This window comes from Rhodococcus sp. NPDC059179 (assembly GCF_042754885.1).
Taxonomy (GTDB): Bacteria; Actinomycetota; Actinomycetes; order Mycobacteriales; family Mycobacteriaceae; genus Rhodococcus_G.
On sequence record NZ_JBHZBV010000008.1, the window covers coordinates 163091 to 186931 of the forward strand.

Here is a 23841-nt window from a genome sequence, read left to right on the forward strand (position 1 = left end):
CTGCGTCCCTGCACAAGGAGTCACTGCACGGTCAGTGCGACAAGGAAGATCACCGAAACGCCGACCACCAGCACTGCGAGCAGCGCGCCGAGCGCAGGGACCGGCAGGCTGCGTCCCCGCCGCAGCGCCACCTCTACCCCGATCCACCTCAGGAAGGCAAAGCCCGCGAGCAGCGCCGCGCCGACCAGCAGTCCAATCACCAGCGTGAAATGCACTGCGGGACTGACGAGATCGGATCCGAATGCTTCGAAGCCCACCGCCGCGGCAACCAGACCCATCGCGGTGCGGATCCATGCCAGGAACGTTCGCTCGTTGGCCAGCGTGAACCGTGGGTCCGGGTCGGCCCCCTCACGAAAAGATCGCGGGCGCCACTGCCGGTCAGCCACAGTCAACGCCCCTTCCCGCCGCATCAGCGCGGCACGTCACCGAGGATGGCCACCCGCTCCATGACTCGTCGGTGCGGGAAGTAGTCGCTGGCAGCGTAGTGCTGGGTCGCCCGGTTGTCCCAGAAGGCAATGGAATTCGGCTGCCACCGGAACCGGCACTGGAAGTCCGGAACCTTGGCCTGGTCGAAGAGGTGCCGCAGCAGTGCTTCCCCTTCCGCCGGGTCGAGGTCGGGGATGTGGGTGGTGAACAGGCTGTTGACGAACAGCGTCTGGCGGCCGGTCTCCGGGTGGGTGCGCACGATCGGGTGCCGCACCGGCGGGTACAGCTCCTGCATCTGGGCCTGCTTCTCCGGTGCCATCGACCGTCCGAACGAGGGCATGAAATCGTGCACGGCATCGAGGCCGTCGATACGAGCCTTGACCTCATCCGACAGGCAATCGTAGGCATTGCCCATGTCGGCCCAGAGCGTGTCCCCGCCTGCGGGTGGCACGTCGATGGCACGCAACACCGACCCGAGCGGTGGACGCTGCTGCCACGTCACGTCGACGTGCCAGATGTTCTCGGTGCCCGGGCTGTCCTCCCCGCGCTCGAACCGAACCACCGAGGGCACCTCGCCCTGCGGCAGCAGCGGGTGTACCTCCAATTCGCCCCAGCGCTGGGCGAAGTCGCGGTGCTGCACACTGCTGATGTCCTGATCTCGGAAGAAGATCACCTTCCACTCCAGCAGTGCCCGACGCAGGTCGTCGATCACCTCGGCACTCGGGTCCCGCAGATCCACCCCGTGGATCTCTGCACCGATGAACGGCGTCACAGGCCGTACCTCGAACCGCTCGTACGGCATCGATTCGACACCGTCCGCGTTCAAACGCATTCCGCGTGGACCGAACTCGATGGAATGCCCACCGATCTCTACCGTCCGCGACGTGGTCAGAGTTGACAAGTTTCCTCCGTTTGTGTTGTTCGCCGGGCGTCGCCGACTCAATCCGTTTGCGAACAGGGAGCGCCAAGCGCCCCCACTGACATGTCGATCACGTGGTGCACGGTGTCCTCGAAACTCGTGTGCACCACAATGTTTCCGCTTGCGTGGCGTTGCTCAAAGGTCGCGAGCGCCGATACCGCCATGTTGAGAATCAGGTCCACCCGGGCCACCGCCACCCGGCGCGGCAGGTGGCCGAGGACGCCCATCAGGCGTCGGGAAACCTCCCTGCTGCCCGCGGAGATGGCGGCCATGTCGGGTTCGTCGAAGTCGATTGCAGGCGACACCCGCGCCAGAAACTGCGCGTAGTAGGAATCGACACCGCGTTCGGCGATGTAGTCCGCCAGGGGCAGCACCACCGCCTCGACGAGGGCGCGCACGTCCTCACCCCGGCCCTCGGCGTCGATCGTGGCGATGAACTTCTCGCGAGCGGCGTTGACGGTCGCCATCCGCCGGCGGAACACCTCGAAGATGAGCCCGTCCCTGCCACCGAAGTGATATTGCACGGCCGAGTTGTTCTTCTGCCCGGCCGCCGACGCGATATCCCGCATGGATACCCCGTCCAGACCGCGTTCGGCGAACATGCGTTCGGCGACCTCGATCATGACATCCTTGGCACTAACTTGGTTCGACACCATTCTTCCACCCCGCTAAATCAGCGTCTTAATAATCTATACAGAGCGTAGCGCTTCGGACTAGAGCTTGCTGGCGGTCGGATCCCACATCTTTCGTGCGGTTTCCCCGATCCTGTTGAGCGAGAACACCGTCAGGAAGAGTGCGGCACCGGGGACCAGCACCAGGTACGGATTGTCCTGGAACTCGCTCTGGCCCGCGGCGATCATGTTCCCCCACGTCGGCTCCGGACGCGGAATGCTCAGCCCCAGATAGCTGAGCGATGCCTCCGCGACGATCAGCACCGCGACCACCATGAAGCTGTACGAGAGCACCGGCAGCACCAGGTTCGGCGCGATCTCCTTGACCATGATCCGCCGATTGCTCGCCCCGAGAGATCGTGCCGCCGTGACAAACTCACGAGAACGCAGGCTCATGGTGTTGGCCCGAACCAGCCGGATGTAGGTGGGCACCACCATGATGCCGAGCGCGATCGAGACGTTGCGGACGTTCGGCTCGAGGATCGTCACCAGGGCCATCAGCAGGATCAGCGGCGGGAACGCCAGCATCGTGTCACTGAGCACCGAGACCACGGTGTCCGTGCGGCCGCGGAAGTAGCCGGCCACGATCCCGATGGCACCGCCGACCAGCACACCGCAGATCACCCCGCCGATCCCGACAATCAGCGAGACCCGCGCGCCGTAGACCAGCCCGCCGAGCAGGTCGAGACCCTGCTTGTCGGTGCCGAGCGGGTTGGCGGACAGCAGGTTCGGTGGCTGCATCGACGGCGTGAGCAGCGTCTTGGAGGGGTCACGGGACTCGCTCAGCGGCAGCCAGTCCGCGACCGCGGCGGCGATGGCAACCACGGCCAGCCAGGCCAGCGCCAGCGCGGTGCCCAGGTCCAGCCGGCGCGTCTTGCGCGCCTTGGGCTTGCTCTCGGCGGCGGGGGCGGTGGGGCCAGCGGTCCGGACGGATTCGGGGGTCAGGGTGTCAGGCACGGCGGATCCTCGGGTCGATGGCGGCATATCCGATGTCCACGAGCGCATTGATCAGCACGTAGACGATGGCGATGACGAGCACGCCACCCTGGACGACGGGAAAATTCTTGAGCTGGACAGCTTCGACGATCATCGTCCCCATGCCAGGGAGGTTGAACATGGTCTCGACGACGACGGTGCCGCCGATCAGCCGTCCCAGACTGACGCCGGCGATGGTGATCAGGGAGACCATCGACGGGCGCAACGCCTCCCGAACCAGGACGTGTCCGGCAGGCATGCCCTTCGCCTTGGCCGAGAGCACGAAGTCCTGTTGCAACGTCGAGATCATGTCGGTGCGCAGCACCCTCGTGAAGATCGCGATCTCGGTCAACGCCAGTGTCAGTGCGGGCAGGAAGACCGTCCGCAGGTTCTCCCCCAGGCCCGCCGGGTCGGTGAGCCGGGAGAATCCCTGCCGCGGGAACTCGGGCAGAAAGTACCCGATCACGCACAGCACGGCGGCAACTCCCATGCCTGCCAGCAGCGACCGCCCCCACTGGGCCCCGAGCGCGCCGCCCGCGCCGCGCCGGAGGAACGGCCCGAGCGCCACGGCCGCACCGATCAGGACTCCCACACCGACGACAAGCTGTTGGGCCAGAGAGTGATTGAAGACGAATAGGTAGATCAGCAGCAGTCCCGCGAGGAAGCTGGGCGTCGAGATCAGGGCGAAGGACACCGCAGAGGACACCCGGTCGAAGGCCCGGCCCGCGCGGTAGGCGGACCAAATCCCGACCGGCACGGCGATGGCGAGCGAGAGCACGATCGCGACCAGCGCCAACTCCAGGGTCACCGGCAGTTTGGCCATGATGATGTCGGTGACGTCCTGGCGCGGTGGCAGCAGCGAGGTGCCCAGGTCGCCGGTCAGCGCCGACCCCGCCCAGCTGAAGAACCGCTCGGTGACGGGCGCGTCGAGGGCCAGTTCGGCCCGTACGGCCGCGTACTGCTCAGCCGTGCCGTTGGGTCCCACGACCGCGGCGGCGGGGTCACCCGGCGTGAGTTCGAGGATCAGGAAGGTCAGCGTGGAGACCAACGCCACCACGACCGCAACATGGGCGAGTTTGCCCATCGTGTAGCGAAGCAAGTAAGGGACCCCTTCCGGGAGAAGTCGACGCGACGACGCGTCAATGCAGTGCATTAAACAGAGTGAGAGTTTCCTTGACAACCCCCCGATTCTTCGGTGACACTCGGCACATCGTTCGGTTAAGAGTGTTTCTTATCTCTAATCTCGCGGCGCCGCACCCGGCTGTCCCACCGAGCGATATCCGTCAGCCGTAGCAACGAGGAGAACTCGATGTCCGACCCCGCACCGTTGCTGTCCGTCACGAAACTGCGCACCACCCTCACCACACCCGGAGGTCCCCTGGTCGCCGTCGCGGATGTCGACCTGACCCTCGAGCGCGGGCAGAGCCTCGGCATCGTCGGCGAGTCCGGGTCGGGCAAGTCCATGCTGGTCCGGTCGATCATGGGCATCGCACCGTCCGCCGCGACGGTGCATCCGGACAGCCGGATCGTCTTCGACGGCCGGGACGTCACCCGCCTCGACCGCAAGCAGGCCAGGCACTTCTGGGGCACCGAGATCGCGATGATCTTCCAGGACCCACTGACCTCGCTGAATCCGGTCCGCACGATCGCCAGCCAGATCACCGATCCATTGCGGTTCCACCTCGGCCTCAGCCGGAAGCAGGCCCGGGCACGGGCGCTCGAACTGCTCGACATGGTTCGCATCCCCTCGGCGGCCAGCCGCCTCGACGAGTACCCCCACCAGCTCTCCGGCGGCATGCGCCAACGCATCGGCATCGCGATCGCGCTGGCCTGCGATCCCACCCTGCTGATCGCCGACGAGCCGACGACGGCCCTGGACGTCACCGTGCAGTACGAGATCCTCGAACTGCTCCAGTCCATCCAGACGGAGCGGAAGATGGCGATGATCCTGGTCAGCCACGACCTCGGCGTCGTCTCCCGGTACACCGACCGGATCGGGGTGATGTACGCCGGCCGCCTGATCGAGACGTCCGCGACAGCAGGCCTGCGCGGACAGGCCCGGCACCCCTACACCGAGGCACTGCTCGCCTCCATCCCCCGCACCGACCTGCCCCCGCACACCCGGCTGCAGGCCATCGACGGGCGCCCCCCTGACCTGCTGCACCTCGAGCCGGGATGCCGGTTCGCACCGCGCTGCGGGTACGTCCGGGACCGCTGTCGCACCGACGAACCCCTGCTGCATCACGACGACCGACGCGAGCATCCCGCCGCGTGCCACTTCCCCCTCGACTCGTCCACCACCGAACTGATCGGAGCGCACTGATGGCAGGCACCGGCACCGCGCACCTGCGCGGGGACGCCATGGTCACCCTCGACCGGATGGTCGTCGAGTACCCCACCGCGAAGGGGACCGTGCGGGCCGTCTCCGGCATCAGCCTCGACCTCGTGCGCGGTGAGACACTGGGCCTGGTGGGCGAATCCGGTTGCGGCAAGTCCAGTCTCGGGCGCGGCGTGCTGCAGCTGCCTGCGCCGACGTCCGGCTCGGTCCGACTGCGGGACATCGACCTCTGCACACTGAGCGGGGACGCGCTCAAGGAGCAGCGCCGGCACGTGCAGATGGTGTTCCAGGACCCGATCTCCTCGCTGAACCCCAGGCGCAAGGTCGGCGACATCGTCGCCGAGGGCCTGCGGATCCAACGCCCCGAGATGTCCAAGGACGAGGTCACCAAGGTCGTCGACGACGTCCTCGAGGCCGTCGGCCTCGACCCCGCCAGGGCCCGCACCCGGCGCGCGTCGGAGTTCTCCGGAGGACAGTGCCAGCGCATCGCCATCGCACGCGCCCTGGTACTCGAGCCGGAGTTGCTCGTGTGCGACGAGCCGGTCTCCGCCCTCGACGTCTCGGTGCAGGCACAGATCCTCAACCTGCTCGAGGACATGAAGGACCGCTACGGCCTGACCATGCTGTTCATCTCCCACGACCTCGGGGTGGTACGCAACATCAGCGACCGGGTCGCGGTGATGTACCTCGGCAAGCTGTGTGAGATCGCGCCGACGCTCGACCTCTACGACCGGCCGGCACACCCCTACACCCAGCTGTTGCTGTCGTCGATCCCCACGCTCGACGACGAGGCGATGACGCCCATCCGCAAGGTCGACGCGGAACTGCCCTCCCCCCTCGATCCCCCGTCGGGCTGCCGATTCCGCACCCGATGCCCCTTGTCCACCGACCAGTGCGCCGCCGTCGAACCGGAACTGCGCGAGGTGCAGCCCGGTCACTACGTCGCCTGCCACCACCCCCTGTTGGAGAACTGATGAAGTCGATCACCAAGACCACCACCGCGGCCGTCGCCGCGGCCCTGCTGCTCGCCGGCTGCGGCTCGGGCGGCGGCTCGACGTCCGCCTCCGGCACCGGGGGCGACGCCACCCCCGTCGACAGCGGTGAGCGGTGCACCGCCGAGCGGGTCGGCGGCACCATCTCGATGGGCGAGTACTTCATGCTCCCCACCTTCGCGCCCGGCCAGGGCGGCTTCGGGGCGCGCGGCGGCGGCCAGTCCGCCGCGGTCTTCGACCGGCTGATGCGCTGGGACCCGGTCACCAACGACTACACCCCGAAGATGGCCGAGTCGATGACGGCCGACGAGTCCAGCACCGCGTGGACCCTCAAGCTGCGGCCGAACGTCAAGTTCAGCAACGGCGACCCGGTCACCGCCGAGGCCGTGAAGTTCAGCGTCGAACTGCACCGGGACCCCGCCCTGCGCTCGAGCGCACTCCAGGATGTCAAATCGATCACCGGCATCGAGGTCGTCGACCCCACCACCGTGAAGTTCACCCTGGACGGTCCGTGGACCACCTTCCCCTACGTCCTCGCCGGCCCCGCCGGTGAGGTGGTCAATCCCGCTGTCTACCAGTCGATGCCGGCGGACCAGTACGCACTGAACCCGGTCGGCGCAGGCGCAGGCGCCTACACCGTCAAGCGCAACGCCCCCGGCGAGGAACTGCTGCTCGAGCCGAACCCCAACTACTACGGCGGCCCGGTCTGCGCGTCCCTGCGGTTCGTGATGGTGCCCGGCGCCCAGGCCACCTACGACGCCCTCACCACCGGCGAGCTGCAGACCGCGTTCCTGCGCGAGGCACCGATCATCGCGAAGGCCAAGCAGGACGGCACCAAGGGCTACTCGGAGCTGGCCAACTCCGGCAAGATCCTCGTCCTCAACAACGGCAACGGCGGGTACACCGGCATCGCCACCGACGTCCGCGTACGCAAGGCCATCGCCGCGGCGGTCGACCCGGACCTGGTCGACCAGCGCATCAACGGCGGCACCGGAGATCCCGGCTCCACCCTGCTCAGCGAGAAGTCCACCCTGTTCGACGGCACCGCCGGTCCCCAGTACGACCCGGAGCAGGCCAAGAAGCTGGTGGCGGAGGTCAAGGCCGAGAAGGGCTGGGACGGAAGCCTGAAGATGCTGATGGCCTCGACCCCGGAGGGCACCGAGCAGGGCATCGTCCTCAAGGCGCTGCTCGACGCGGTCGGCTTCGACGTCAAGATCAGCAACGTGCCCGTTGCCCAGGTCACCGCCCAGACCTTCCAGGGCGACTTCGAGGTGGGTACCGGCGGCATGGTGCTGCGGGATTCACAGCCGTACGCGGCCCTGGCGAACTTCCTGGGTACCGGCGGCTCGACCAACATGACCGGCTTCGGCAATCCCGAGCTCGACACGACGGTGGCCAAGCTCAAGGCGGCCACCAGCCTCGACGAGCAGAAGCAGATCATGGGCGAGGTCCAGGCGATCCTCAACGAGCACCAGCCGATCATCAGCTACGGCTCGGTCGAGGAGTTCGTCGCAGTCAGCCCAACCGTCAAGGGCGTCGTCCCGACCCTGAACGCGGTCATGTTCTTCGACGGCGCCTACCTCGAGAAGTAGGACATACCTTCACCTTTCCCCGGGGCGGGCGTATCCCATACGCCCGCCCCGACCCGTACAGGGAGCAATCCATGACCGCAGAGAACACCGAGTTTCCGGGCCGGATCACCACCAGCCTGTCGACCTCCGAGCCGTGGTGGCCGCCGCGGACGCAGGCGCCTGCCGACGCGCCGAACGTCGTCGTGATGATCGTCGACGACATGGGGTACTCCGACATCGCCCCCTTCGGATCGGAGATCCCCACCCCGCACCTCGACGCCGTCGCCGAGGAGGGCGTGCGGATGTCGGACTTCCACGTCACCTCGATGTGTTCGCCCACCCGGGCGGCGCTGCTGACCGGCTGCAACGCGCACGCCGTGGGTGTCGGCGCCGTCTGCAACACCGACCCCGGGTTCCCCGGCTACGCGGGCGAGCTGCCCGCCGACCAGCCGACCCTCGCGGAAATGTTGCGGGGCAACGGGTACAGCACCTTGATGATCGGCAAGTGGCACCTGTGCAAGGAGAGTGATCTCAACGCGGCCGGGGACCGCCACTCCTGGCCGCTGCAACGCGGATTCGACCAGTTCTACGGGTTCCTGGAGGCGCAGACCAACTTCCACCACCCGCACCAGCTGTACGAGGGCAACAACCCGCTGCACGTCGACGACTATCCCGAGGGCTACTACCTCACCGACGACCTGACCCGGCGTGCCACCGAAATGATCTGCGACAGCGTGGCATCCGACCCGGACAAGCCCTTCCTGCTGTACTACGCGCACGGCGCGGTGCACACCCCGCTGCACGCCAAGGACTCGTACATCGAGTCCTTCCGCGGGGCGTACGAGGAGGGTTGGGACGCCATCCGGCATCGCCGGTTCACCCGCCAGCAGGAGCTGGGCCTGATTCCCCGGTCCGCCACCCTTGCGCCGCTGGATGATCCCACCGGACCCGACGTGCCCGCCTGGGCGGACCTCGGCGCGGACGGTCAGCGACTGGCCGCCCGGTACATGGAGGTCTACGCCGCCATGGTCACCTCCATCGACGAGAGCGTCGGCCGGATCCGTGAGGTCCTCGATCGTCTCGGCCAGCTGGACAACACGGTCTTCGTGTTCCTCAGTGACAACGGCGCGGCAGGCGATGGCGGCACCGACATCGGCGTGTTCAATCACCTCGGCAACCTGGACCGGTCCGCCAAGCGCACGGTGGCGCAGCGGCTGCCCGTCGAGCTCGCCCGGATCGACGAGATCGGCGGACCCACCTCCTGGCCCGCCATCCCGGTTGGCTGGGCCACCACCTCGAACACCCCCTTCCGGCGGCACAAGTTCAGCACCTTCCGCGGCGGGCACCAGGTGCCGTTCCTGATCTCCTGGCCGCGCGGCCTGGACGGAGTCGGCGGCGAGATCCGGCACCAGTACGCGCACGTGACCGACGTGGTGCCGACCCTGATGGACCTGATCGGGCTTCCGGTCACCCTCGAACGGCACGGCCGCCGCGGCCGCGACCTCGACGGGGTGAGCCTGGTACCGACGCTGCGCTCGGCCGACCATCCGTCCGACCACCGCGAGCAGTACTACGAGTCCTTCGGCGACCGCGCCTACCTCCGCGAGGGCTGGGAGGCGGTCTCGGTCCGCACCCCGCTGACCCCGTTCCGGGACGACCGGTGGGAGCTGTTCGACCTGTCCGACGACCTCACCCAGTGTCGCGACCTCGCCGCGGAGCACCCGGAGCGGGTGGCGGAGCTGGTGCGGGCGTGGGAGGAGGCCGCCGGCGAGAACCAGGTGCTGCCGATGGCGGATGGCACCCCGCTGCACTGGTTCCAGCGTCCGCCGCACGAGCAGCGGTTCGCCCGGCCGGTGACCCTGCTGCCCTGCACCCCCACCCTCGAACGCTTCCGGTCCGGCCACCTGATCGACGGCCGCTCGTTCGAGATCGTGGTGGATCTCGAGGCCTTCACCCTGGCCGACAGCGGGGTTCTCGTATCGCACGGCGGGCAGGAGGGCGGCTACGTCCTCTACGTCGAGGACGGGTTCCTGCACTTTGTGGAGAACGCGTTCAGCCGGATGATCGAGGCACCGCCGGTGCGGCTGCCTGCACAGTGCAGCCGCATCACCGTCGCCGTCACCGCACCCGGCAAGGCCCGCTGGTCGGTGGAGATCCGCATCGACGACGAGGTCGTACTGCGGTCCGACGACTTCATTCAGCTGTCCTGGCTGGTGCCCTACAACGGGATCAACGTCGGCGTCGCCCGCCGCTCCCCGGTGTCCTGGGAACTGGCTCGAAAGTACGGCACCTTCCGCTACAGCGGGCGGATCGCGGGCGTCACCTACGTTCCCGGTGACCTGGCGCCCGACGCCTTCCCCATGATGATCGACCACTTCCGCGAACTGGGCATGGCCACCCAGTGACCCTCTCGCGCAGACTCTCTCGGAGGACCCCATGAACCGTCACTCGATTCCAATCGTCAAGTCACAGCCTCAACCCCCCGCCTCGGTCGACTACCGCAACCAGGCGGAGCCGTTCGTCCGGCCGCAGCCGGTGCGGCCGCCTGCCGGCGCGCCCAACGTCCTGCTGGTGATGCTCGACGACGTCGGGTTCGGCGCCGCGTCGGCGTTCGGCGGTCCGGTCCGCACCCCGACCGCCGACCGCCTGGCCGCCGACGGCGTCAAGTACACCCGCTTCCACACCACGGCATTGTGCTCGCCGACGCGGGCGGCGACCCTGACCGGACGCAACCATCACAGCGTCGGATTCGGCGTGATCGCCGAACAGGCCACGGCCGCACCGGGTTACAACGGGACCAGGCCCGACTCGGCGGCGACGGTGGCCCGGATCTTGCAGGGCAACGGTTACGCCACGGGTGCGTTCGGCAAGATGCACCAAACGCCCACCTGGGAGATCAGCGAGGCCGGGCCGTTCGACCGGTGGCCCACCCGTGAGGGGTTCGACCGCTTCTACGGCTTCCTCGGCGCCGAGTCGGACCAGTTCGCACCGGTCCTGTACCGGGACTTCACCATCGTCGATCCGCCCACCACGCCCGAAGAGGGCTACCACATGTCGGAGGACCTCACGGACCGCGCCATGGAGTGGATCGAGTCGGTCACCACGATGGACCCGGACAAGCCGTGGTTCTGCTACCTGCCGTTTGGTGCCTGCCATGCGCCGCTGCAGGTTCCGGACAGTTACCTCGACAAGTACCGGGGCGAGTTCGACCACGGCTGGGACCGCCAGCGGGAGATCACCCTCGAGCGGCAGAAGCAGCTCGGTGTGGTCCCGCCGGAGACCGAGCTCGCGCCGTGGGCGCCCGACCTGCCGCACTGGGACGAACTGGGCGATGACCAGAAGGCGGTCTCGGCGCGGCTGATGGAGCTGTACGCGGCGTTCCTCGAGCACACCGACGACCAGGTCGGCAGGCTCGTCGACCGGCTGCAACAGCTGGGCATGCTCGACGACACGCTGGTGCTGTACATGCTCGGCGACAACGGCGCCTCCGCGGAGGGCGGCATGGAGGGCTCGTTCAACTACCTCGCCGGCCTCAACGGGTACCGGCAGACCACCGCCGAGGTGCTCGAGCGGTTCGACGAGCTGGGCACCCCGGCCAGCTACCCGCACTACCCGGCGTCGTGGGCGATGGCCCTCGACACCCCGTACCAGTGGACCAAGCAGGCGGCCTCGCACTACGGCGGCACGCGTAACGGACTGATCGCGCACTGGCCCAAGGGCATCACGGACACCGGCGGCCTGCGACACCAATGGCATCACTGCGTGGACATCACCCCGACAATCCTCGCGGCGGTCGGGGTGCCTGCGCCGGGCACCGTCGACGGCGTGCCGCAGCAGCCGATGGAGGGGGTGGCGATGAACTACACCTTCGCCGACGCCGACGCACCGGACCGACACACCACGCAGTACTTCGAGATCTACGGCAACCGGGGCATCTACGACCACGGCTGGACGGCCGTGACGCTGCACCGTGCGCCGTGGCTGATGGCCACGCACGGGCTTACCCTGCCTGCCTTCGACGAGGACCGGTGGGAGCTGTACGACACCCGCACCGACTGGTCACAGGCACGCGACGTGGCGGCGGAATTCCCCGAGAAGCTGGCCGAGCTGCAACAGAAGTTCCTCGTCGAGGCGGCGCGGTACCAGGTGCTCCCGCTCGACGACCGAACCGTGACCCGGAACGCGGCGCCGAAGGACCGCCCACCGCACCCGCTGCGCGGACGGACCAGCCTGACGCTGTACCCGCACATGAACGGACTCGTCGAGAAGGCCGCGCCGCCGCTGTTCAATCGTTCGTACGTGATCACCGCCTCGCTCACGACCGGCGGCCGGCCGTGCGAGGGCGTGCTGGCCAGTCTCGGTGGACGCTTCGGCGGGTTGGCGCTGTACGTCGCCGACTCGAAGCCGGTGTTCTGCTACAACTTCAGCGGCGGAGGGCTGACCTTCGTCCGCCCGGACGTCGAACTGGCCGCGGACACCCGCGAGGTGCGCCTCGAGTTCGTCTACGACGGAGGCGGAATCGGCAAGGGCGGCACGGCGATCCTGTCGGTGAACGGGGTCGAGGTGGCGCGGGAACGGATCGAGGAGACCACCCGTGCGATCTTCAGCATGAACGAACAGCTCGACGTCGGCGTCAACCGCGGCAGCCCGGTGTGCGACGACATCGTGGGCCGGTTCGCGTTCACCGGGCGTCTCGAACAGGTGCGGGTCGACCTGCCGCCTGCGGCCGACGCCGTCAGCCCGCAGGAACGCGACCGCATCGCACTCGCCACGCACTGATCCTCCACCGGTCGGTGCGTGCCGGGTCTCGGCGCCCACCGACCGTGTCGGCGCGGCAGGTCAGTCGCGGGCGCGTGCGACGGCCTTGATCTCCACGAGCGTGCCCGGCATGGCGAGCGCCGCGACGCCCACCGCGGTCCACGCCGGCCGCGCATCACCCTGGAACCGCGCCTTGGCCTTCATGAACTCCGGCAGGTGCTGCGGGTAGTCGACGTGGAAGGTGGTCAGCTCGACCACGTCCGCGGACGTGCAGCCTTGCTTGCGCAGCACCCCCAGCAGCGCATCGAAGGCGAACCTGTACTGCCGCTCGATGTCGTCCGGAACGGTTCCGTCGGCCTCGAGACCGACCTGCCCCGAGAGGAACCACAGGTCGCCCGCGCGCACGGCGTCCGAGTACTCGAACTCCTCTTCCCAGTTCTCGTTTCCCTGTCCCATGCCAATTCCCTTCGAGTGAGGCGCTACGCACCCGTGCGCGCTTCTGGTAGTAGCCCCTACCAGAAGCGCGCACGGGTGGTGGAGCCGCCTACGCCGTGAGCACCAGGCCCGACGTCGGGACGCCGGTGCCGGCGGTGACGAGCACGTTCTGCACATCCGGAACCTGGTTCACCGAGGTACCTCGGATCTGACGGACGCCCTCGGCGATGCCGTTCATGCCGTGGATGTAGCCCTCGCCCAGCTGACCGCCGTGGGTGTTCAGCGGCAGCCGCCCACCCAGCTCGATGGCGCCGTCGGCGATGAAGTCCTTGGCCTCACCGCGGCCGCAGAAGCCGAGCTCCTCGAGCTGCATCAGCACGTACGGGGTGAAGTGGTCGTAGAGGACCGCGGTCTGCATGTCCTGCGGACGCAGACCCGACTGCGCCCAGAGCTGGTCGCCGACCAGACCCATCTCCGGCAGGCCGCTCAGGCCGTCCCGGTAGTAGCTGGTCATGATGTACTGGTCCGCCCCGCTGCCCTGCGCCGCGGCGGCGATGATCGCCGGCGTGTTCGGCAGGTCCTTGGCCCGCTCCGGGGAGGTAACCACGATCGCGATGCCGCCGTCGGTCTCCTGGCAGCAGTCCAGCAGGTGCAACGGCTCGGCGATGAACCGCGAGTTCTGGTGGTCCTCGATGGTGATCGGCTTGCCGTAGAAGAAGGCGTTCGGGTTCGTCGCCGCGTGCTTGCGGTCGGCGACCGCGACCTGCCCGAAGTCCGCGCTGGTGGCGCCGTACACGTGCATGTACCGCTGCGCGATCATCGCGACAAACGACGCCGGGGTGCTCAGGCCGTGCGGGTACGAGAAGGCGTTGTCCGTGCCGGACGAGTTCACCTGCTGCACCAACGCCGAATTGACCTGCCCGAAGCGCATTCCCGAGCGCTCGTTGAACGCGCGGTACGCAACCACGACGTCGGCCACGCCGGTGGCCACCGCCATCGCCGCCTGCTGGATGGTCGCGCAGGCCGCGCCGCCGCCGTAGTGGATGCGGGAGAAGAACTTCAGGTTCGGGATCCCGACCGAACGGGCCACGGCCACTTCGGTGTTGGTGTCCATCGTGAACGAGGTCAGCCCGTCCACGTCCGAGGGCTTCAGGCCGGCGTCGTCGAGCGCGGCCTGCACCGCCTCAGCTGCCAGCCGCAGTTCGCTGCGCCCCGAGTCCTTGGAGAAGTCGGTGGCACCGATGCCGACGATCGCCGCCTTGCCCGAAAGGATGTCGGTCACTGGGCTGCTCCGTCCATGACGAGGGTGACGGTCGACTTGATGTGGTCGCCGAGGCTGTCTTTGCCGACGATGTCGAGGGTCACGAGCCCGTCCTCGACGGACGCGACACTGCCGGTCAGGGTCAGGGTGTCGTAGGCGTACCACGGCACCCCGAGTCGCAACTTGATCGACTTGATCACCGCGCGCGGACCGGCCCAGTCGGTGACGAACCGCTGCACCAGGCCGGTGTCGGTGAGGATATTGACGAAGATGTCCTTCGAGCCACGCTGCTGCGCCTTGTCGCGGTCGTGGTGGACATCCTGAAAGTCCCTGGTGGCCAACGCCGTCGACACGATGAACGTCGGGTCGCCGTGGATCGACAGAGCGGGCAGGGTCTCCCCCACTGCTACCTCGAGTGTGTTACTCATGCCTGCTCCTTCACGGGACGCCACGCGTACAGCGTCCACGGCTTCTGGTCGGTCTCGTCGTCGCCGGGCAGGTCCAGGAACTCCACCTGTACCCGCGCGCCGATGCGCACGTCGGCGGGGTCGACCCCCCGCAGCTCACCGAGCATCCGCACGCCCTCGTCGAGTTCGACGAGCGCGACCACGAACGGCAGCGAGCGGCCGGGCACCTTCGGCGCGTGGTGCACGACGTGGGAGAACACGGTGCCAAGCCCGGACGCGACGGCGTAGTCGGTGCGCTCGGACTTGTCCTTCCAGATCGCAGGCACCGGCGGGTGCTGTAGCGAGCCGTCGGGCCGCTGCTGGAGGCGCAGCTCGTGAGCGGCCACGCCCTCCCAGAAGAACTCGGTGTCCCGTGAGACGGACGGTCGCAGCATGCGGTCCGGGTTCAGGTCGTCGAGGGACTCACCCAGGCTCGACGTCGCGCTCGCCGGAGCGGCCTCCGCCTTCGCCGGGGGCGCGAACTTCAGGATCCGGAACAACATCTCGGCGACGACCTCGTCGCCCACCTTCCAGAAGTTGCGGGTGGTGAAGAACCAGCCCTCACCCAGACCCGTCTTCTTCGGTCCCACAACGTCTTCGAGGACCGACTCGATCGTCACCTCCTCGCCCGGCCGAACGTAACGGTGGTAGGTCTGGTCGCAGTTGGTGGCGACCACCGAGGTGTAGCCGGCCTCGTCGAGGATCTCGGTCATCCGGCCGAGGGGGTCGTCCTCCTCGCGGACCGCACCGAGCCCCCGCATCGTCCACACCTGCGCCATGGCGGGGGGCGCGACGAGCCCGCCGTGCCCTGCGGCGATCGCGGCGTCCTCGTCGACGTAGATGGGGTTTTCGTCGCCGATCGCCTCGACCCAGTTGCGGATCATCGGCATGTTGATCGGATCCCGACCGCTGCGCGCCTTGCTCGCGCCGCTGTCCCGAACCCGCTGCGCCGCAGCGAGGATCTCGTTCTCACTCATCGGCGTGCCACCTTCGGCAGGCCCAGTCCGGCGGTGGAGATGAGGTCGCGCATGACCTCGTTGACGCCGCCGCCGAACGTGATGACGAGGTTGCGCTTGGTCTGCGCGTCCAGCCACCGCAGCAGGTGCCCGGTCTCCGGGTCGGCCGGGTCGCCCCAGCGCCCCACGACCTCCTCGGCGAGCCTGCCCATCCGCTGGATCTGCTCCGTGGCGAACACCTTGGTGGCCGACGCGTCGGCCATGTCGAGTGCGCCGGTCTGCGAGGCCACCTGCCAGTTGAGCAGCTCGTTGAGCCGGTAGATCGCGCGGATCTCGCCGAGCGCGCGCTGCACGTCCGGCTGCGTGGCCAGCGGGGCGCCGTCGGGTCCGGGACGCGTGGCCCACTCGCTGACATGGTCGTAGAGTCCGCCGACGCGGCCGGACGGGCCGAGCATGACGCGCTCGTGGTTGAGCTGGGTGGTGATCAGCCGCCAGCCCTTGTTCTCCTCGCCGACCACCATCGAGGCGGGCACGCGCACGTTCTCGTAGTAGGTGGCGTTGACGTGGTGCGCGCCGTCGGCGGTGATCACCGGCGTCGAGGAGAAGCCCGGGTCGGTGGTGTCCACGATCAGGATCGTGATGCCGCGGTGCCGGTCCTCGGTGGTACCGGTGCGCACGGCCAGCCAGATGTAGTCGGCTGCGTGGCCGCCGGTGGTGAAGTACTTCTGGCCGTTCACGATGTAGTCGTCGCCGTCGCGGACCGCGGTGGTGCGCAGCGCGGCGAGGTCGGTGCCCGCCTCGGGCTCGGTGTAGCCGATGGCGAAGTGCACCTCGCCGGTCAGGATGCCCGGCAGGAACTTCTGCTTCTGCTCCTCGGTGCCGTACACCTGCAGGGTGGGGCCGACCGTTTGCAGCGTCACGGACGGCAGCGGCACGTCCGCGCGGACCGCCTCGTTGGTGAAGATCTGCTGTTCGATCTCACCGAACCCCTTGCCGCCGAACTCCTTCGGCCATCCAACGCCGAGCCAGCCGTCGCGGCCCATGCGGCGGATCACCTCGTGGTAGACCGGGCCGTGCCGGTCGGTGAGCATGATCTCGGCCTCCTCCGGCGAGATCAGGTCGGCGAAGTACTTGCGCAGTTCCGCCTGGAACTTCTTCTGCTCCGGGGTCAGATCGATGAGCATGCTGCCTCCACACCGAGGTCGCGGGCGCTGAGGGCGCCGAGAATGGCCAGACGGGACGACGGGCCGCCGACGAGGCGGACGAGATCCTTGGTCTGCTCGTAGTACAGGTGCGCCGGGTAGGTGACGTCGGCTCCGAGACCGCCGTGCATGTGGCTGCACTGCTGCATCGCCACCGGCAACTGCTCGGCCAGCCAGTAGGCGGCGACCGAGGTGTCCTCGGTGGCGTCGAGGCCCTCCGCCAGCCGCCAGCACGCCGAGATGGCGGCCAGCTCCAGCGTGCGGGCGGTGACGTAGGAGTCGGCGACCTGCTGCGAGACCGCCTGGAACGCCGCGATCGGCTTCCCGAACTGCTCGCGCGTACTCACATGGGTGGCAGTGAGTTTCGTCATCCCGCTGCCCAGTCCGGCGGCCTGCGCGGCGACCGTGGCGAGGGCGATCCGGTACAGCGCCTCGACAGGGGCGCCGGTGAGCAGCGCGCCCGAGTCGACGCGCACGCCGTCGAGCGCCATCGTGTACTCGGGGGCGAGCGACGCGGTGAACGTGCGGGTCAGCGTGACGCCCTCGGCGTCGGGCGCCACGACGGCCACCCCGGCCGACGTCGGCACCAGCACGAAGGCCGCCTGCTCCGCGTACCGCACCCCGACCTTGCGGCCGGTCACGAGGTACCCGTCGCCGTCCGCGGTCGCGGTCGTCGCAGGCGATGTGGGCAGCGGCGCGCCCGGCTCGGCGAGCGCCGCGGTGAGGATTGCGCCGCCGGGGACCCCGGCGAGGAAGCGCTGCGGGTCGCCGCCGAGCGCCAGCAACGGCAGCACGCCGAAGCCGAGGGTCTCGAGAACCGGGACCTGCGCCGCGTGCCGACCGACCTGGTTCAGCAGCACGCCGATCTCGGCGATGCCCAGATCGTCGCCGCCGAGCGATTCCGGCAACGCCAACGAGAGCACGCCCTCGTCGGCCAGCCGCTGCCACAGCGTCGCGTCCCACACGGGGGCGCCCCGGTCCATGGCCGCGAGCGCCTCGGCGCTCGCGGCCGTCTGCAGCACGGCAGCGGCCACCTCGGCCACCGCCTGCTGCTCACTGCCAAAAGTGAAGTCCACCTGAAAAATCCGTCCTGTCGAGGTGCGTGGCGCCGTTGTTACCTGCGGCGCTGTGGTGATTGTCGGCCCCGCCGACGTGGTCAGCCGCGCGGCAATCCGAGCAGGTGCTCGGCGGCGACAGTGAGCAGGATCTGTTCGGTGCCGCCCGCGATCGACAGGCACCTGGTGTTCAGGAACTCCCGGGACAACGGTCCCTCGACGGCTCCGGCCGTCCCGGACAGCTCCAGCGCGAACTCCGCAACCGCCTGCCGGTGCCGGACACCGACCAGTTTGCGCACACTCGACTCCGGACCGGGGTCCTGGCCGTCGAGCTGACGCAGGGTGGTGCGGTGCTCGAGCAGCGAGCCGACCATGGCCTCGCCGATCAGGAACCCGATCCGGTCTGCGGTGACGGCGTTCGGCCCCCCGCGCCCGGCCAGCTCGAGCAGCTCCTCCATGGCCTTGCCGAGCGAGGATCCGCCACTCATCGCGACGCGCTCGTTGGCCAGGGTGGTCCTGGCCAGCTTCCAGCCGCCGTTGACCTGCCCGACCACGCCGTCGTCGGGCACGAACACGTCGTCGAGGAACACCTCGTTGAACAGTGCGTCGCCGGTGATCTCCCGCAGCGGCGAGATCCGGATGCCGGCGCTGCGCATGTCCACCACGAAGTAGGTGATGCCCCTGTGCTTGGGCGCATCCTTGTCCGTGCGGGCCAGGCAGATCGCCCAATCCGCCTCGCGGGCAAGCGAAGTCCAGACCTTCTGGCCCTGCAGCCGCCAACCGCCGTCCACCTTCTCGGCGGTGGTGCGCAGCGCGGCGAGATCAGATCCCGCGCCCGGCTCGCTGAACAGCTGGCACCAGACGACGTCGCCGCGCAGGGTCGGCACCGCGAAACGCTCGATCTGCTCCGGCGTGCCGTGCTCGAGGATCGTCGGCACCGCCCACCAGCCGATGACCAGGTTCGGCGTCTCCAGCCCGGCGCGGACCAGCTCCCCTCCGATCAGGATCTGCTCGGCGGCCTTGGCGGACTTGCCGTAGGGCAGGGGCCAGTGCGGCGCCAGGTAACCGGATTCCGCGAATGCGACCCGGCGCTCATCCTCCGGCAACGCCGCGATCGACTCCAGCTCGGCGCGGACCGCCCCGCGTGAGGCCTCGAGGTCGCCCAGGTCGACGGTCAGGTGCCGACGCTCGCCCGCCTGGGTGAGCTCCGCGACCCGCGCGCGCCAGAGCGCGCTGCCGCCGAGCAGTTGGCGCAGCGAGAGCACTCGCCGCAGGTAGAAGTGCGCGTCGTGCTCCCAGGTGAAACCGATGCCGCCCAGCACCTGGATGCAGTCCTTGGCGGTGTCCACCGCGGCGTCGAGCGCCACCGCGGCCGCGACGGCGGCCGCGATCGGCAGTTCGGCGTCCGATTCGGCCGCAACGGCCGCATCCCAGGCCACCGCCCTGGTCTGCTCCACGCGACAGAGCATCTCGGCGCACAGGTGCTTGATGGCCTGGAACGAGCCGATCGGCTTGCCGAACTGCTCGCGGATCTTCGCGTAGTCGACCGCGGTCCGCAGGCACCAACCCGCCACACCCGCCGCCTCCGCGGCAGCAAGCGTCGCGGCCAGGTCCCTGACCAATCCGGGGCGCAGCCCGGCGACGATCCGGTCCGCGCCGACCCGGACACCCGCACAGGACACTCGGCCCAGCGGGGTGCTCACGTCCACGTTCTCCAGCGCCTCGACGGTCAGTCCGTCCGCCTCGGCGTCGATGAGGCACCACACGATGTCGTCGCCGCGCGCGGCCGCGAGCAACACGCCGACACCGGGCGCGCCGCCGAGCGCGAGTCCGGCCTCGCCACTGAGGACCAGCCCGCCGTCGCCGTCGGCCTCCGCAGCCACGACACCGTCGACCACGACGCCGACGGGCAAGTTACCCTCCGCCAGCTCCGGGCCCCACTGCTTCGCCGCCGCGTCGCCGCTGCGTCCGACGACCAGCGCCGCGAGCGCGGTCGAGAGCACCGGACCCGCGGCCAGCGACGCCGCGGCCTGCTCGAGCATCACTGCGAGGTCGACGATCTCGCCGTCGGCGCCGCCGACCTCCTCGGCCTGGGCGACCGAGAACAAACCGAGGTCCGCGATGGCGGACCAGTGTGACCGCCACGAATCCGCGGGCCCCTGCCGTAGCGTCTCGATCGGGTTCGTCGCCCGCGCCCAGGCCTGAATCGATTCCTGTACGGCACGCTGCTCGTCTGTCGTGGCAATCGTCACAAGGAAGGCCAACCTTTCATTACTGACAAATTTGTCTAGAACGTGTTCTAATATGAGTGCCGGGTAAGAGTCAAGACCTGGCACGAACTGCAAGAACTCAACTACTCGCCGATATCAAGGAATCTGTGGATGACCTCCTCATCTCGAACCCGTTCCGCGGCTAAGTCCGGCGCGAACAACGGGGCCGTCTCGACGCTGACCGACGAGGATCTCAGTTCCAACGCGCAGCGCGAGCGTCGCAAGCGGATCCTCGACGCCACCCTGGCCCTCGCGTCCAAGGGCGGCTACGAGGCCGTGCAGATGCGCGCCGTCGCCGAGCGGGCCGATGTCGCGGTGGGAACCCTCTACCGATACTTCCCGTCGAAGGTCCACCTCCTGGTGTCCTCGCTCTCCCGCGAGTTCGAGAAGATCGACGCGCGCAAGAAGCTGCCGCCCGGAGACACCCCGATTGCCCGGATGCACCTGATCCTCGGCCAGATCACCCGGGCGATGCAACGCGATCCGCTGCTGACCGAGGCCATGACGCGGGCGTTCATGTTTGCCGACGCCTCCGCCGCCGCCGAGGTCGATCAGGTGGGCAAGCTGATGGACTCGCTGTTCGCGCGGGCCATGAGCGACGGAGACCCATCCGAAGAACAGCTCGCGATCGCCCGCGTCATCTCCGATGTGTGGCTGTCCAATCTCGTCGCGTGGCTCACCCGTCGCTCCTCCGCAACGGACGTCGCCAAGCGCCTGGAACTGACCGTCGAACTTCTTCTCGGCGGAGGTTACAAGGATCCGGGCCTCGCGTAAGTAGACTTCGCGCAGTGAGTGCGCAAGACCTACCCGTCGAGCTCCGCAGGCGTCTCGTGTCCGTCGCGAGGACGCCGCGGCTCCTCGTGGCGTCCGACTACGACGGCACGATGGCGCCCATCGTCTCCGATCCAGCCAAGGCCTTCCCACACGCGGAAGCGGTGCGCGCCCTGCGCGCACTGGCCAGCCTGCCTGCCACCACGTCGGCGGTCATCTCGGGCCGTGCGCTCCGGGACCTGGCGATGCTGTCCCGGCTGCCCGTCGAGGTGCAACTGGTCGGCAGCCACGGCTCCGAGTTCGACGTCGGCTTCGTGCACGAGATCGACGACGACGCCAAGCGGTTGCTGCGGGAGATCACCGAGGAACTGCAGACCGTGGCCGCCGCCGGCGCGGGTGTCACCGTCGAGATCAAGCCCGCCAGCGCCGCCCTGCACGTCCGCAACGCCAGTCCCGAGGTCGCGGACGCGGCACTGTCCCGGGTCCGCGGCGGTCCCGCAACCTGGCCCGGCGTGCAGGTCACCGAGGGCAAGTCCGTGATCGAACTGGCCGTCATCGCCACCGACAAGGGCGAGGCGCTCGACATCCTCCGGCATCGCGAGGGCGCGTCGGCCACCGTGTTCTTCGGCGACGATGTCACCGACGAGAAGGCCTTCAGCCGGCTCCAGGGCCCCGATCTCGGCATCAAGGTGGGCGACGGCGAGTCGCTCGCCGAGTTCCGGGTGGAGAGCACCGAGGACGTCTCCGCCGCGCTGGCGTTCCTGCTCGAGGAGCGGCGAACCTGGCTACACGGCGACAGTGCCACCCCGATCGAGCGGCTCAGCATGCTGGCCAGCCCCCGATCGGTCGCGCTGCTGACCCCCGATGCCACATTGACCTGGTTCTGCCATCCGGAGCCCGATTCCGCCGCGGTGTTCGCACACCTGCTCGGCGGGCTCGGTGCCGGCCACTTCACCGTAGGACCCCGGCGGGAAGCACTGCCCCTGAGCCAGCGGTACGTGGACGGCACCATGACCGTCGAGACCCGTTGGGCCAGCCTGCAGGTCACCGACTACCTGCCACACGATGTCGACCAGGGCCGCACCGACCTGATCCGCGTGATCACCGGACAGGCCAAGGCCGTCGTCACCTTCGCTCCCCGCCCGGAGTTCGGGCAGGTGCAGGTGCACCTCGAGCAGGAGGCCGACGGCCTTCGGGTGTACGGCACCAATGATCCGCTGGTGCTGCGCTCCCCCGGCGTCGAATGGGAGATCACCAGCGACGGTGTTCAGCAGACCGCACGCGCGGTCATCGACCCGTCACTGGGGCCGATCGTCCTCGAACTGCGCTGCGGCACCTCGGAACTCGGTCCCTCGTCGACGTCGGAATCGGAGCGCAGGGCACTCGCGGAGTCGTACTGGAGCGAATGGGCCGACGGTCTGACCCTGCCCTCCCGTAAGCGCGGGTTGATGAAGCGCTCCGCCCTGACGCTCCGCGGTCTCGTGCACGCCGATTCGGGATCGATCCTCGCCGCCGCCACCACCTCACTGCCGGAGGAACTCGGTGGCGTCCGCAACTGGGACTATCGGTACTGCTGGCTCCGTGACGCCTCCCTCACCGCCTCCGCGCTGGTCTCACTCGGCTCGCTCGGCGAGGCCGAGGATTTCCTGGAATGGGTGCACCGGGTGCTCGAGACGCTGCCAGGCCCGGAACGGCTGCATCCGCTCTACACGATCTACGGCACCAACCTGCCGCCCGAGGCCGTGCTCGACTCGCTGCCCGGGTACTCCGGCTCACGGCCGGTCCGGGTCGGCAACGCCGCAAACTCACAGGTGCAGCTCGACGTCTTCGGTCCCATCGTCGACCTGATCTCACACCTGGCACAGGCACGCGAGAAGGCCGGCATCGTCAATGCGCTCACCGACGCCGACTGGAACCTGGTGCAGGCCATGGTGTCGGCGGTCGAGCGCCGCTGGTCCGAGCCGGACAACGGTATCTGGGAGATCCGCGGCAACCCCCGCCACCACGTGTACTCGAAGGTCATGTGCTGGGTCACCGTCGACAGGGCGCTGACCCTGGCCGAGCGTTTCGGGCGACAGTCCGAGTCCGGATGGACGGCGCTGCGGGCGGACATCGCGGACGAGGTCAGGGACCGTGGCTGGAGCGATCGCGCCCGCTCGTACACCGCGGCCTACGACGGCACCGACCTGGACGCGGCGACGCTGCACATCGGACTTTCCGGGCTGATCGACCCGACCGACCCGCGGTTCGTCGCGACGGTCCGGGCCACCGAGGCGGAGCTGCGAAGCGGCTCGACCGTCTACCGGTACCACCACGACGACGGCCTGCCCGGCGGCGAGGGTGGATTCCACCTGTGCGCGGCCTGGCTGATCGAGGCCTACCTGCTGATCGGGGAACGCTCGGACGCCGAGGCCCTGTTCGCCCAGCTGGTCGATGCCGCCGGCCCCACCGGGCTGCTCAGCGAGGAATTCGATCCGGTGGCGGAGCGGTCGCTCGGCAATCACCCGCAGGCCTACAGCCACCTCGGACTGCTGCGCTGCGCGCATCTCTTGAGCTGAACCAGTCGCCTGCGCGCCTGGTTGTCCACACGCCGCCGCGGCGCCCGGACCTCCCCAATGTCACATTGGTTCACGTGGGCCTACTAGATGTGACATTGGGGAGGTCGTCGGTGGAGTGGTGACGGTGCGTGGCCAACCGAAATGGTTTGGATATGCGAAATGCCCCGCATCACAGTCTCTTTCAAGACTGCAATGCGAGGCATTCGCAATTTATGTTCGGCGGTGTCCTACTCTCCC

19 protein-coding genes are annotated in these 23841 nt (G+C 68.7%); 7 read left to right on the top strand and 12 right to left on the bottom strand.

Annotation, left to right across the window (positions count from 1 at the left end):
- Positions 1 to 20 precede the first annotated feature (20 nt).
- The 5 genes from ACFXMV_RS16890 to ACFXMV_RS16910 all read right to left on the bottom strand — a co-directional run bounded on the left by ACFXMV_RS16890 (position 21) and on the right by ACFXMV_RS16910 (position 4090).
- Complete coding sequence (locus ACFXMV_RS16890) at positions 21 to 410, bottom strand: YidH family protein (protein ID WP_378500252.1); 390 nt, start codon at positions 408 to 410, stop codon at positions 21 to 23.
- Positions 410 to 1327, bottom strand: coding sequence for a TauD/TfdA dioxygenase family protein (locus tag ACFXMV_RS16895; RefSeq protein WP_378500251.1), 918 nt, complete (start codon positions 1325 to 1327; stop codon positions 410 to 412). Before ACFXMV_RS16895 ends, ACFXMV_RS16890 begins: the two co-directional genes overlap by 1 nt.
- Positions 1328 to 1365: 38 nt before the next feature.
- Entirely contained in the window at positions 1366 to 1968 is a 603-nt protein-coding gene (locus tag ACFXMV_RS16900) for a TetR/AcrR family transcriptional regulator (RefSeq protein ID WP_378500250.1), read from the bottom strand.
- A 90-nt stretch (positions 1969 to 2058) separates the two neighbouring features.
- A complete protein-coding gene (locus ACFXMV_RS16905; RefSeq protein ID WP_378500249.1) occupies positions 2059 to 2973 on the bottom strand; it encodes an ABC transporter permease in 915 nt (304 codons plus the stop codon).
- Positions 2966 to 4090, bottom strand: coding sequence for an ABC transporter permease (locus ACFXMV_RS16910; protein WP_378500248.1), 1125 nt, complete (start codon positions 4088 to 4090; stop codon positions 2966 to 2968). Before ACFXMV_RS16910 ends, ACFXMV_RS16905 begins: the two co-directional genes overlap by 8 nt.
- A gap of 210 nt (positions 4091 to 4300) precedes the next feature.
- Here ACFXMV_RS16910 and ACFXMV_RS16915 point away from each other — a divergent pair, with 210 nt between their 5' ends.
- The 5 genes from ACFXMV_RS16915 to ACFXMV_RS16935 all read left to right on the top strand — a co-directional run bounded on the left by ACFXMV_RS16915 (position 4301) and on the right by ACFXMV_RS16935 (position 12671).
- Positions 4301 to 5314, top strand: a complete 1014-nt coding sequence (locus ACFXMV_RS16915; RefSeq protein ID WP_378500247.1) for an ABC transporter ATP-binding protein — start codon at positions 4301 to 4303, stop codon at positions 5312 to 5314.
- On the top strand, positions 5314 to 6303 hold the full coding sequence (locus tag ACFXMV_RS16920; RefSeq protein ID WP_378500246.1) for an ABC transporter ATP-binding protein: 990 nt from the start codon (positions 5314 to 5316) through the stop codon (positions 6301 to 6303). Before ACFXMV_RS16915 ends, ACFXMV_RS16920 begins: the two co-directional genes overlap by 1 nt.
- Positions 6303 to 7913 (top strand): ABC transporter substrate-binding protein, encoded by a 1611-nt coding sequence (locus ACFXMV_RS16925; RefSeq protein WP_378500245.1) that lies wholly within the window; start codon positions 6303 to 6305, stop codon positions 7911 to 7913. Before ACFXMV_RS16920 ends, ACFXMV_RS16925 begins: the two co-directional genes overlap by 1 nt.
- A gap of 71 nt (positions 7914 to 7984) precedes the next feature.
- Positions 7985 to 10297 carry an arylsulfatase gene (locus ACFXMV_RS16930; protein WP_378503671.1) on the top strand — a complete coding sequence of 771 codons (2313 nt, stop codon included), beginning with the start codon at positions 7985 to 7987 and terminating at the stop codon, positions 10295 to 10297.
- Positions 10298 to 10328: 31 nt separating this feature from the next.
- Positions 10329 to 12671, top strand: coding sequence for an arylsulfatase (locus ACFXMV_RS16935; protein ID WP_378503672.1), 2343 nt, complete (start codon positions 10329 to 10331; stop codon positions 12669 to 12671).
- Positions 12672 to 12731: 60 nt separating this feature from the next.
- Here ACFXMV_RS16935 and ACFXMV_RS16940 read toward each other — a convergent pair whose 3' ends face one another.
- The 7 genes from ACFXMV_RS16940 to ACFXMV_RS16970 all read right to left on the bottom strand — a co-directional run bounded on the left by ACFXMV_RS16940 (position 12732) and on the right by ACFXMV_RS16970 (position 20257).
- On the bottom strand, positions 12732 to 13106 hold the full coding sequence (locus ACFXMV_RS16940) for a RidA family protein (protein ID WP_378503673.1): 375 nt from the start codon (positions 13104 to 13106) through the stop codon (positions 12732 to 12734).
- An 88-nt stretch (positions 13107 to 13194) separates the two neighbouring features.
- Entirely contained in the window at positions 13195 to 14367 is a 1173-nt protein-coding gene (locus ACFXMV_RS16945) for a lipid-transfer protein (protein WP_378502172.1), read from the bottom strand.
- Positions 14364 to 14774, bottom strand: a complete 411-nt coding sequence (locus tag ACFXMV_RS16950; RefSeq protein WP_378502171.1) for a MaoC family dehydratase — start codon at positions 14772 to 14774, stop codon at positions 14364 to 14366. Before ACFXMV_RS16950 ends, ACFXMV_RS16945 begins: the two co-directional genes overlap by 4 nt.
- Positions 14771 to 15769: a bifunctional MaoC family dehydratase N-terminal/OB-fold nucleic acid binding domain-containing protein gene (locus tag ACFXMV_RS16955; RefSeq protein WP_378611960.1), complete on the bottom strand. Its 999-nt coding sequence runs from the start codon at positions 15767 to 15769 to the stop codon at positions 14771 to 14773. The genes ACFXMV_RS16950 and ACFXMV_RS16955 overlap by 4 nt, the downstream gene beginning before the upstream one ends.
- Positions 15766 to 16932 carry an acyl-CoA dehydrogenase family protein gene (locus tag ACFXMV_RS16960; protein WP_378502305.1) on the bottom strand — a complete coding sequence of 389 codons (1167 nt, stop codon included), beginning with the start codon at positions 16930 to 16932 and terminating at the stop codon, positions 15766 to 15768. Before ACFXMV_RS16960 ends, ACFXMV_RS16955 begins: the two co-directional genes overlap by 4 nt.
- Positions 16917 to 18026, bottom strand: coding sequence for an acyl-CoA dehydrogenase family protein (locus tag ACFXMV_RS16965; protein WP_378503687.1), 1110 nt, complete (start codon positions 18024 to 18026; stop codon positions 16917 to 16919). The genes ACFXMV_RS16960 and ACFXMV_RS16965 overlap by 16 nt, the downstream gene beginning before the upstream one ends.
- Before the next feature lie 80 nt (positions 18027 to 18106).
- Positions 18107 to 20257: an acyl-CoA dehydrogenase gene (locus tag ACFXMV_RS16970; protein WP_378501925.1), complete on the bottom strand. Its 2151-nt coding sequence runs from the start codon at positions 20255 to 20257 to the stop codon at positions 18107 to 18109.
- A 129-nt stretch (positions 20258 to 20386) separates the two neighbouring features.
- Here ACFXMV_RS16970 and kstR point away from each other — a divergent pair, with 129 nt between their 5' ends.
- Together kstR and otsB are read left to right on the top strand one after the other, a co-directional pair.
- Positions 20387 to 21049: a cholesterol catabolism transcriptional regulator KstR gene (kstR, locus tag ACFXMV_RS16975; RefSeq protein WP_378501926.1), complete on the top strand. Its 663-nt coding sequence runs from the start codon at positions 20387 to 20389 to the stop codon at positions 21047 to 21049.
- A 14-nt stretch (positions 21050 to 21063) separates the two neighbouring features.
- Positions 21064 to 23604 (top strand): trehalose-phosphatase, encoded by a 2541-nt coding sequence (gene otsB / locus ACFXMV_RS16980; RefSeq protein WP_378503688.1) that lies wholly within the window; start codon positions 21064 to 21066, stop codon positions 23602 to 23604.
- Positions 23605 to 23841 lie beyond the last annotated feature (237 nt).

Excerpts from the sequence above, each read along its gene's own strand:
- ACFXMV_RS16940 (WP_378503673.1), bottom strand. The coding sequence starts at position 13,106 with ATGGGACAGGGAAACGAGAACTGGGAAGAGGAGTTCGAGTACTCGGAC.
- ACFXMV_RS16950 (WP_378502171.1), bottom strand. The coding sequence starts at position 14,774 with ATGAGTAACACACTCGAGGTAGCAGTGGGGGAGACCCTGCCCGCTCTG.
- ACFXMV_RS16900 (WP_378500250.1), bottom strand. The coding sequence starts at position 1,968 with ATGATCGAGGTCGCCGAACGCATGTTCGCCGAACGCGGTCTGGACGGG.
- ACFXMV_RS16915 (WP_378500247.1), top strand. The coding sequence starts at position 4,301 with ATGTCCGACCCCGCACCGTTGCTGTCCGTCACGAAACTGCGCACCACC.
- ACFXMV_RS16935 (WP_378503672.1), top strand. The coding sequence starts at position 10,329 with ATGAACCGTCACTCGATTCCAATCGTCAAGTCACAGCCTCAACCCCCC.
- kstR (WP_378501926.1), top strand. The coding sequence starts at position 20,387 with ATGACCTCCTCATCTCGAACCCGTTCCGCGGCTAAGTCCGGCGCGAAC.
- ACFXMV_RS16960 (WP_378502305.1), bottom strand. The coding sequence starts at position 16,932 with ATGCTCATCGATCTGACCCCGGAGCAGAAGAAGTTCCAGGCGGAACTG.
- ACFXMV_RS16890 (WP_378500252.1), bottom strand. The coding sequence starts at position 410 with ATGCGGCGGGAAGGGGCGTTGACTGTGGCTGACCGGCAGTGGCGCCCG.
- ACFXMV_RS16930 (WP_378503671.1), top strand. The coding sequence starts at position 7,985 with ATGACCGCAGAGAACACCGAGTTTCCGGGCCGGATCACCACCAGCCTG.
- ACFXMV_RS16920 (WP_378500246.1), top strand. The coding sequence starts at position 5,314 with ATGGCAGGCACCGGCACCGCGCACCTGCGCGGGGACGCCATGGTCACC.
- ACFXMV_RS16925 (WP_378500245.1), top strand. The coding sequence starts at position 6,303 with ATGAAGTCGATCACCAAGACCACCACCGCGGCCGTCGCCGCGGCCCTG.
- ACFXMV_RS16955 (WP_378611960.1), bottom strand. The coding sequence starts at position 15,769 with ATGAGTGAGAACGAGATCCTCGCTGCGGCGCAGCGGGTTCGGGACAGC.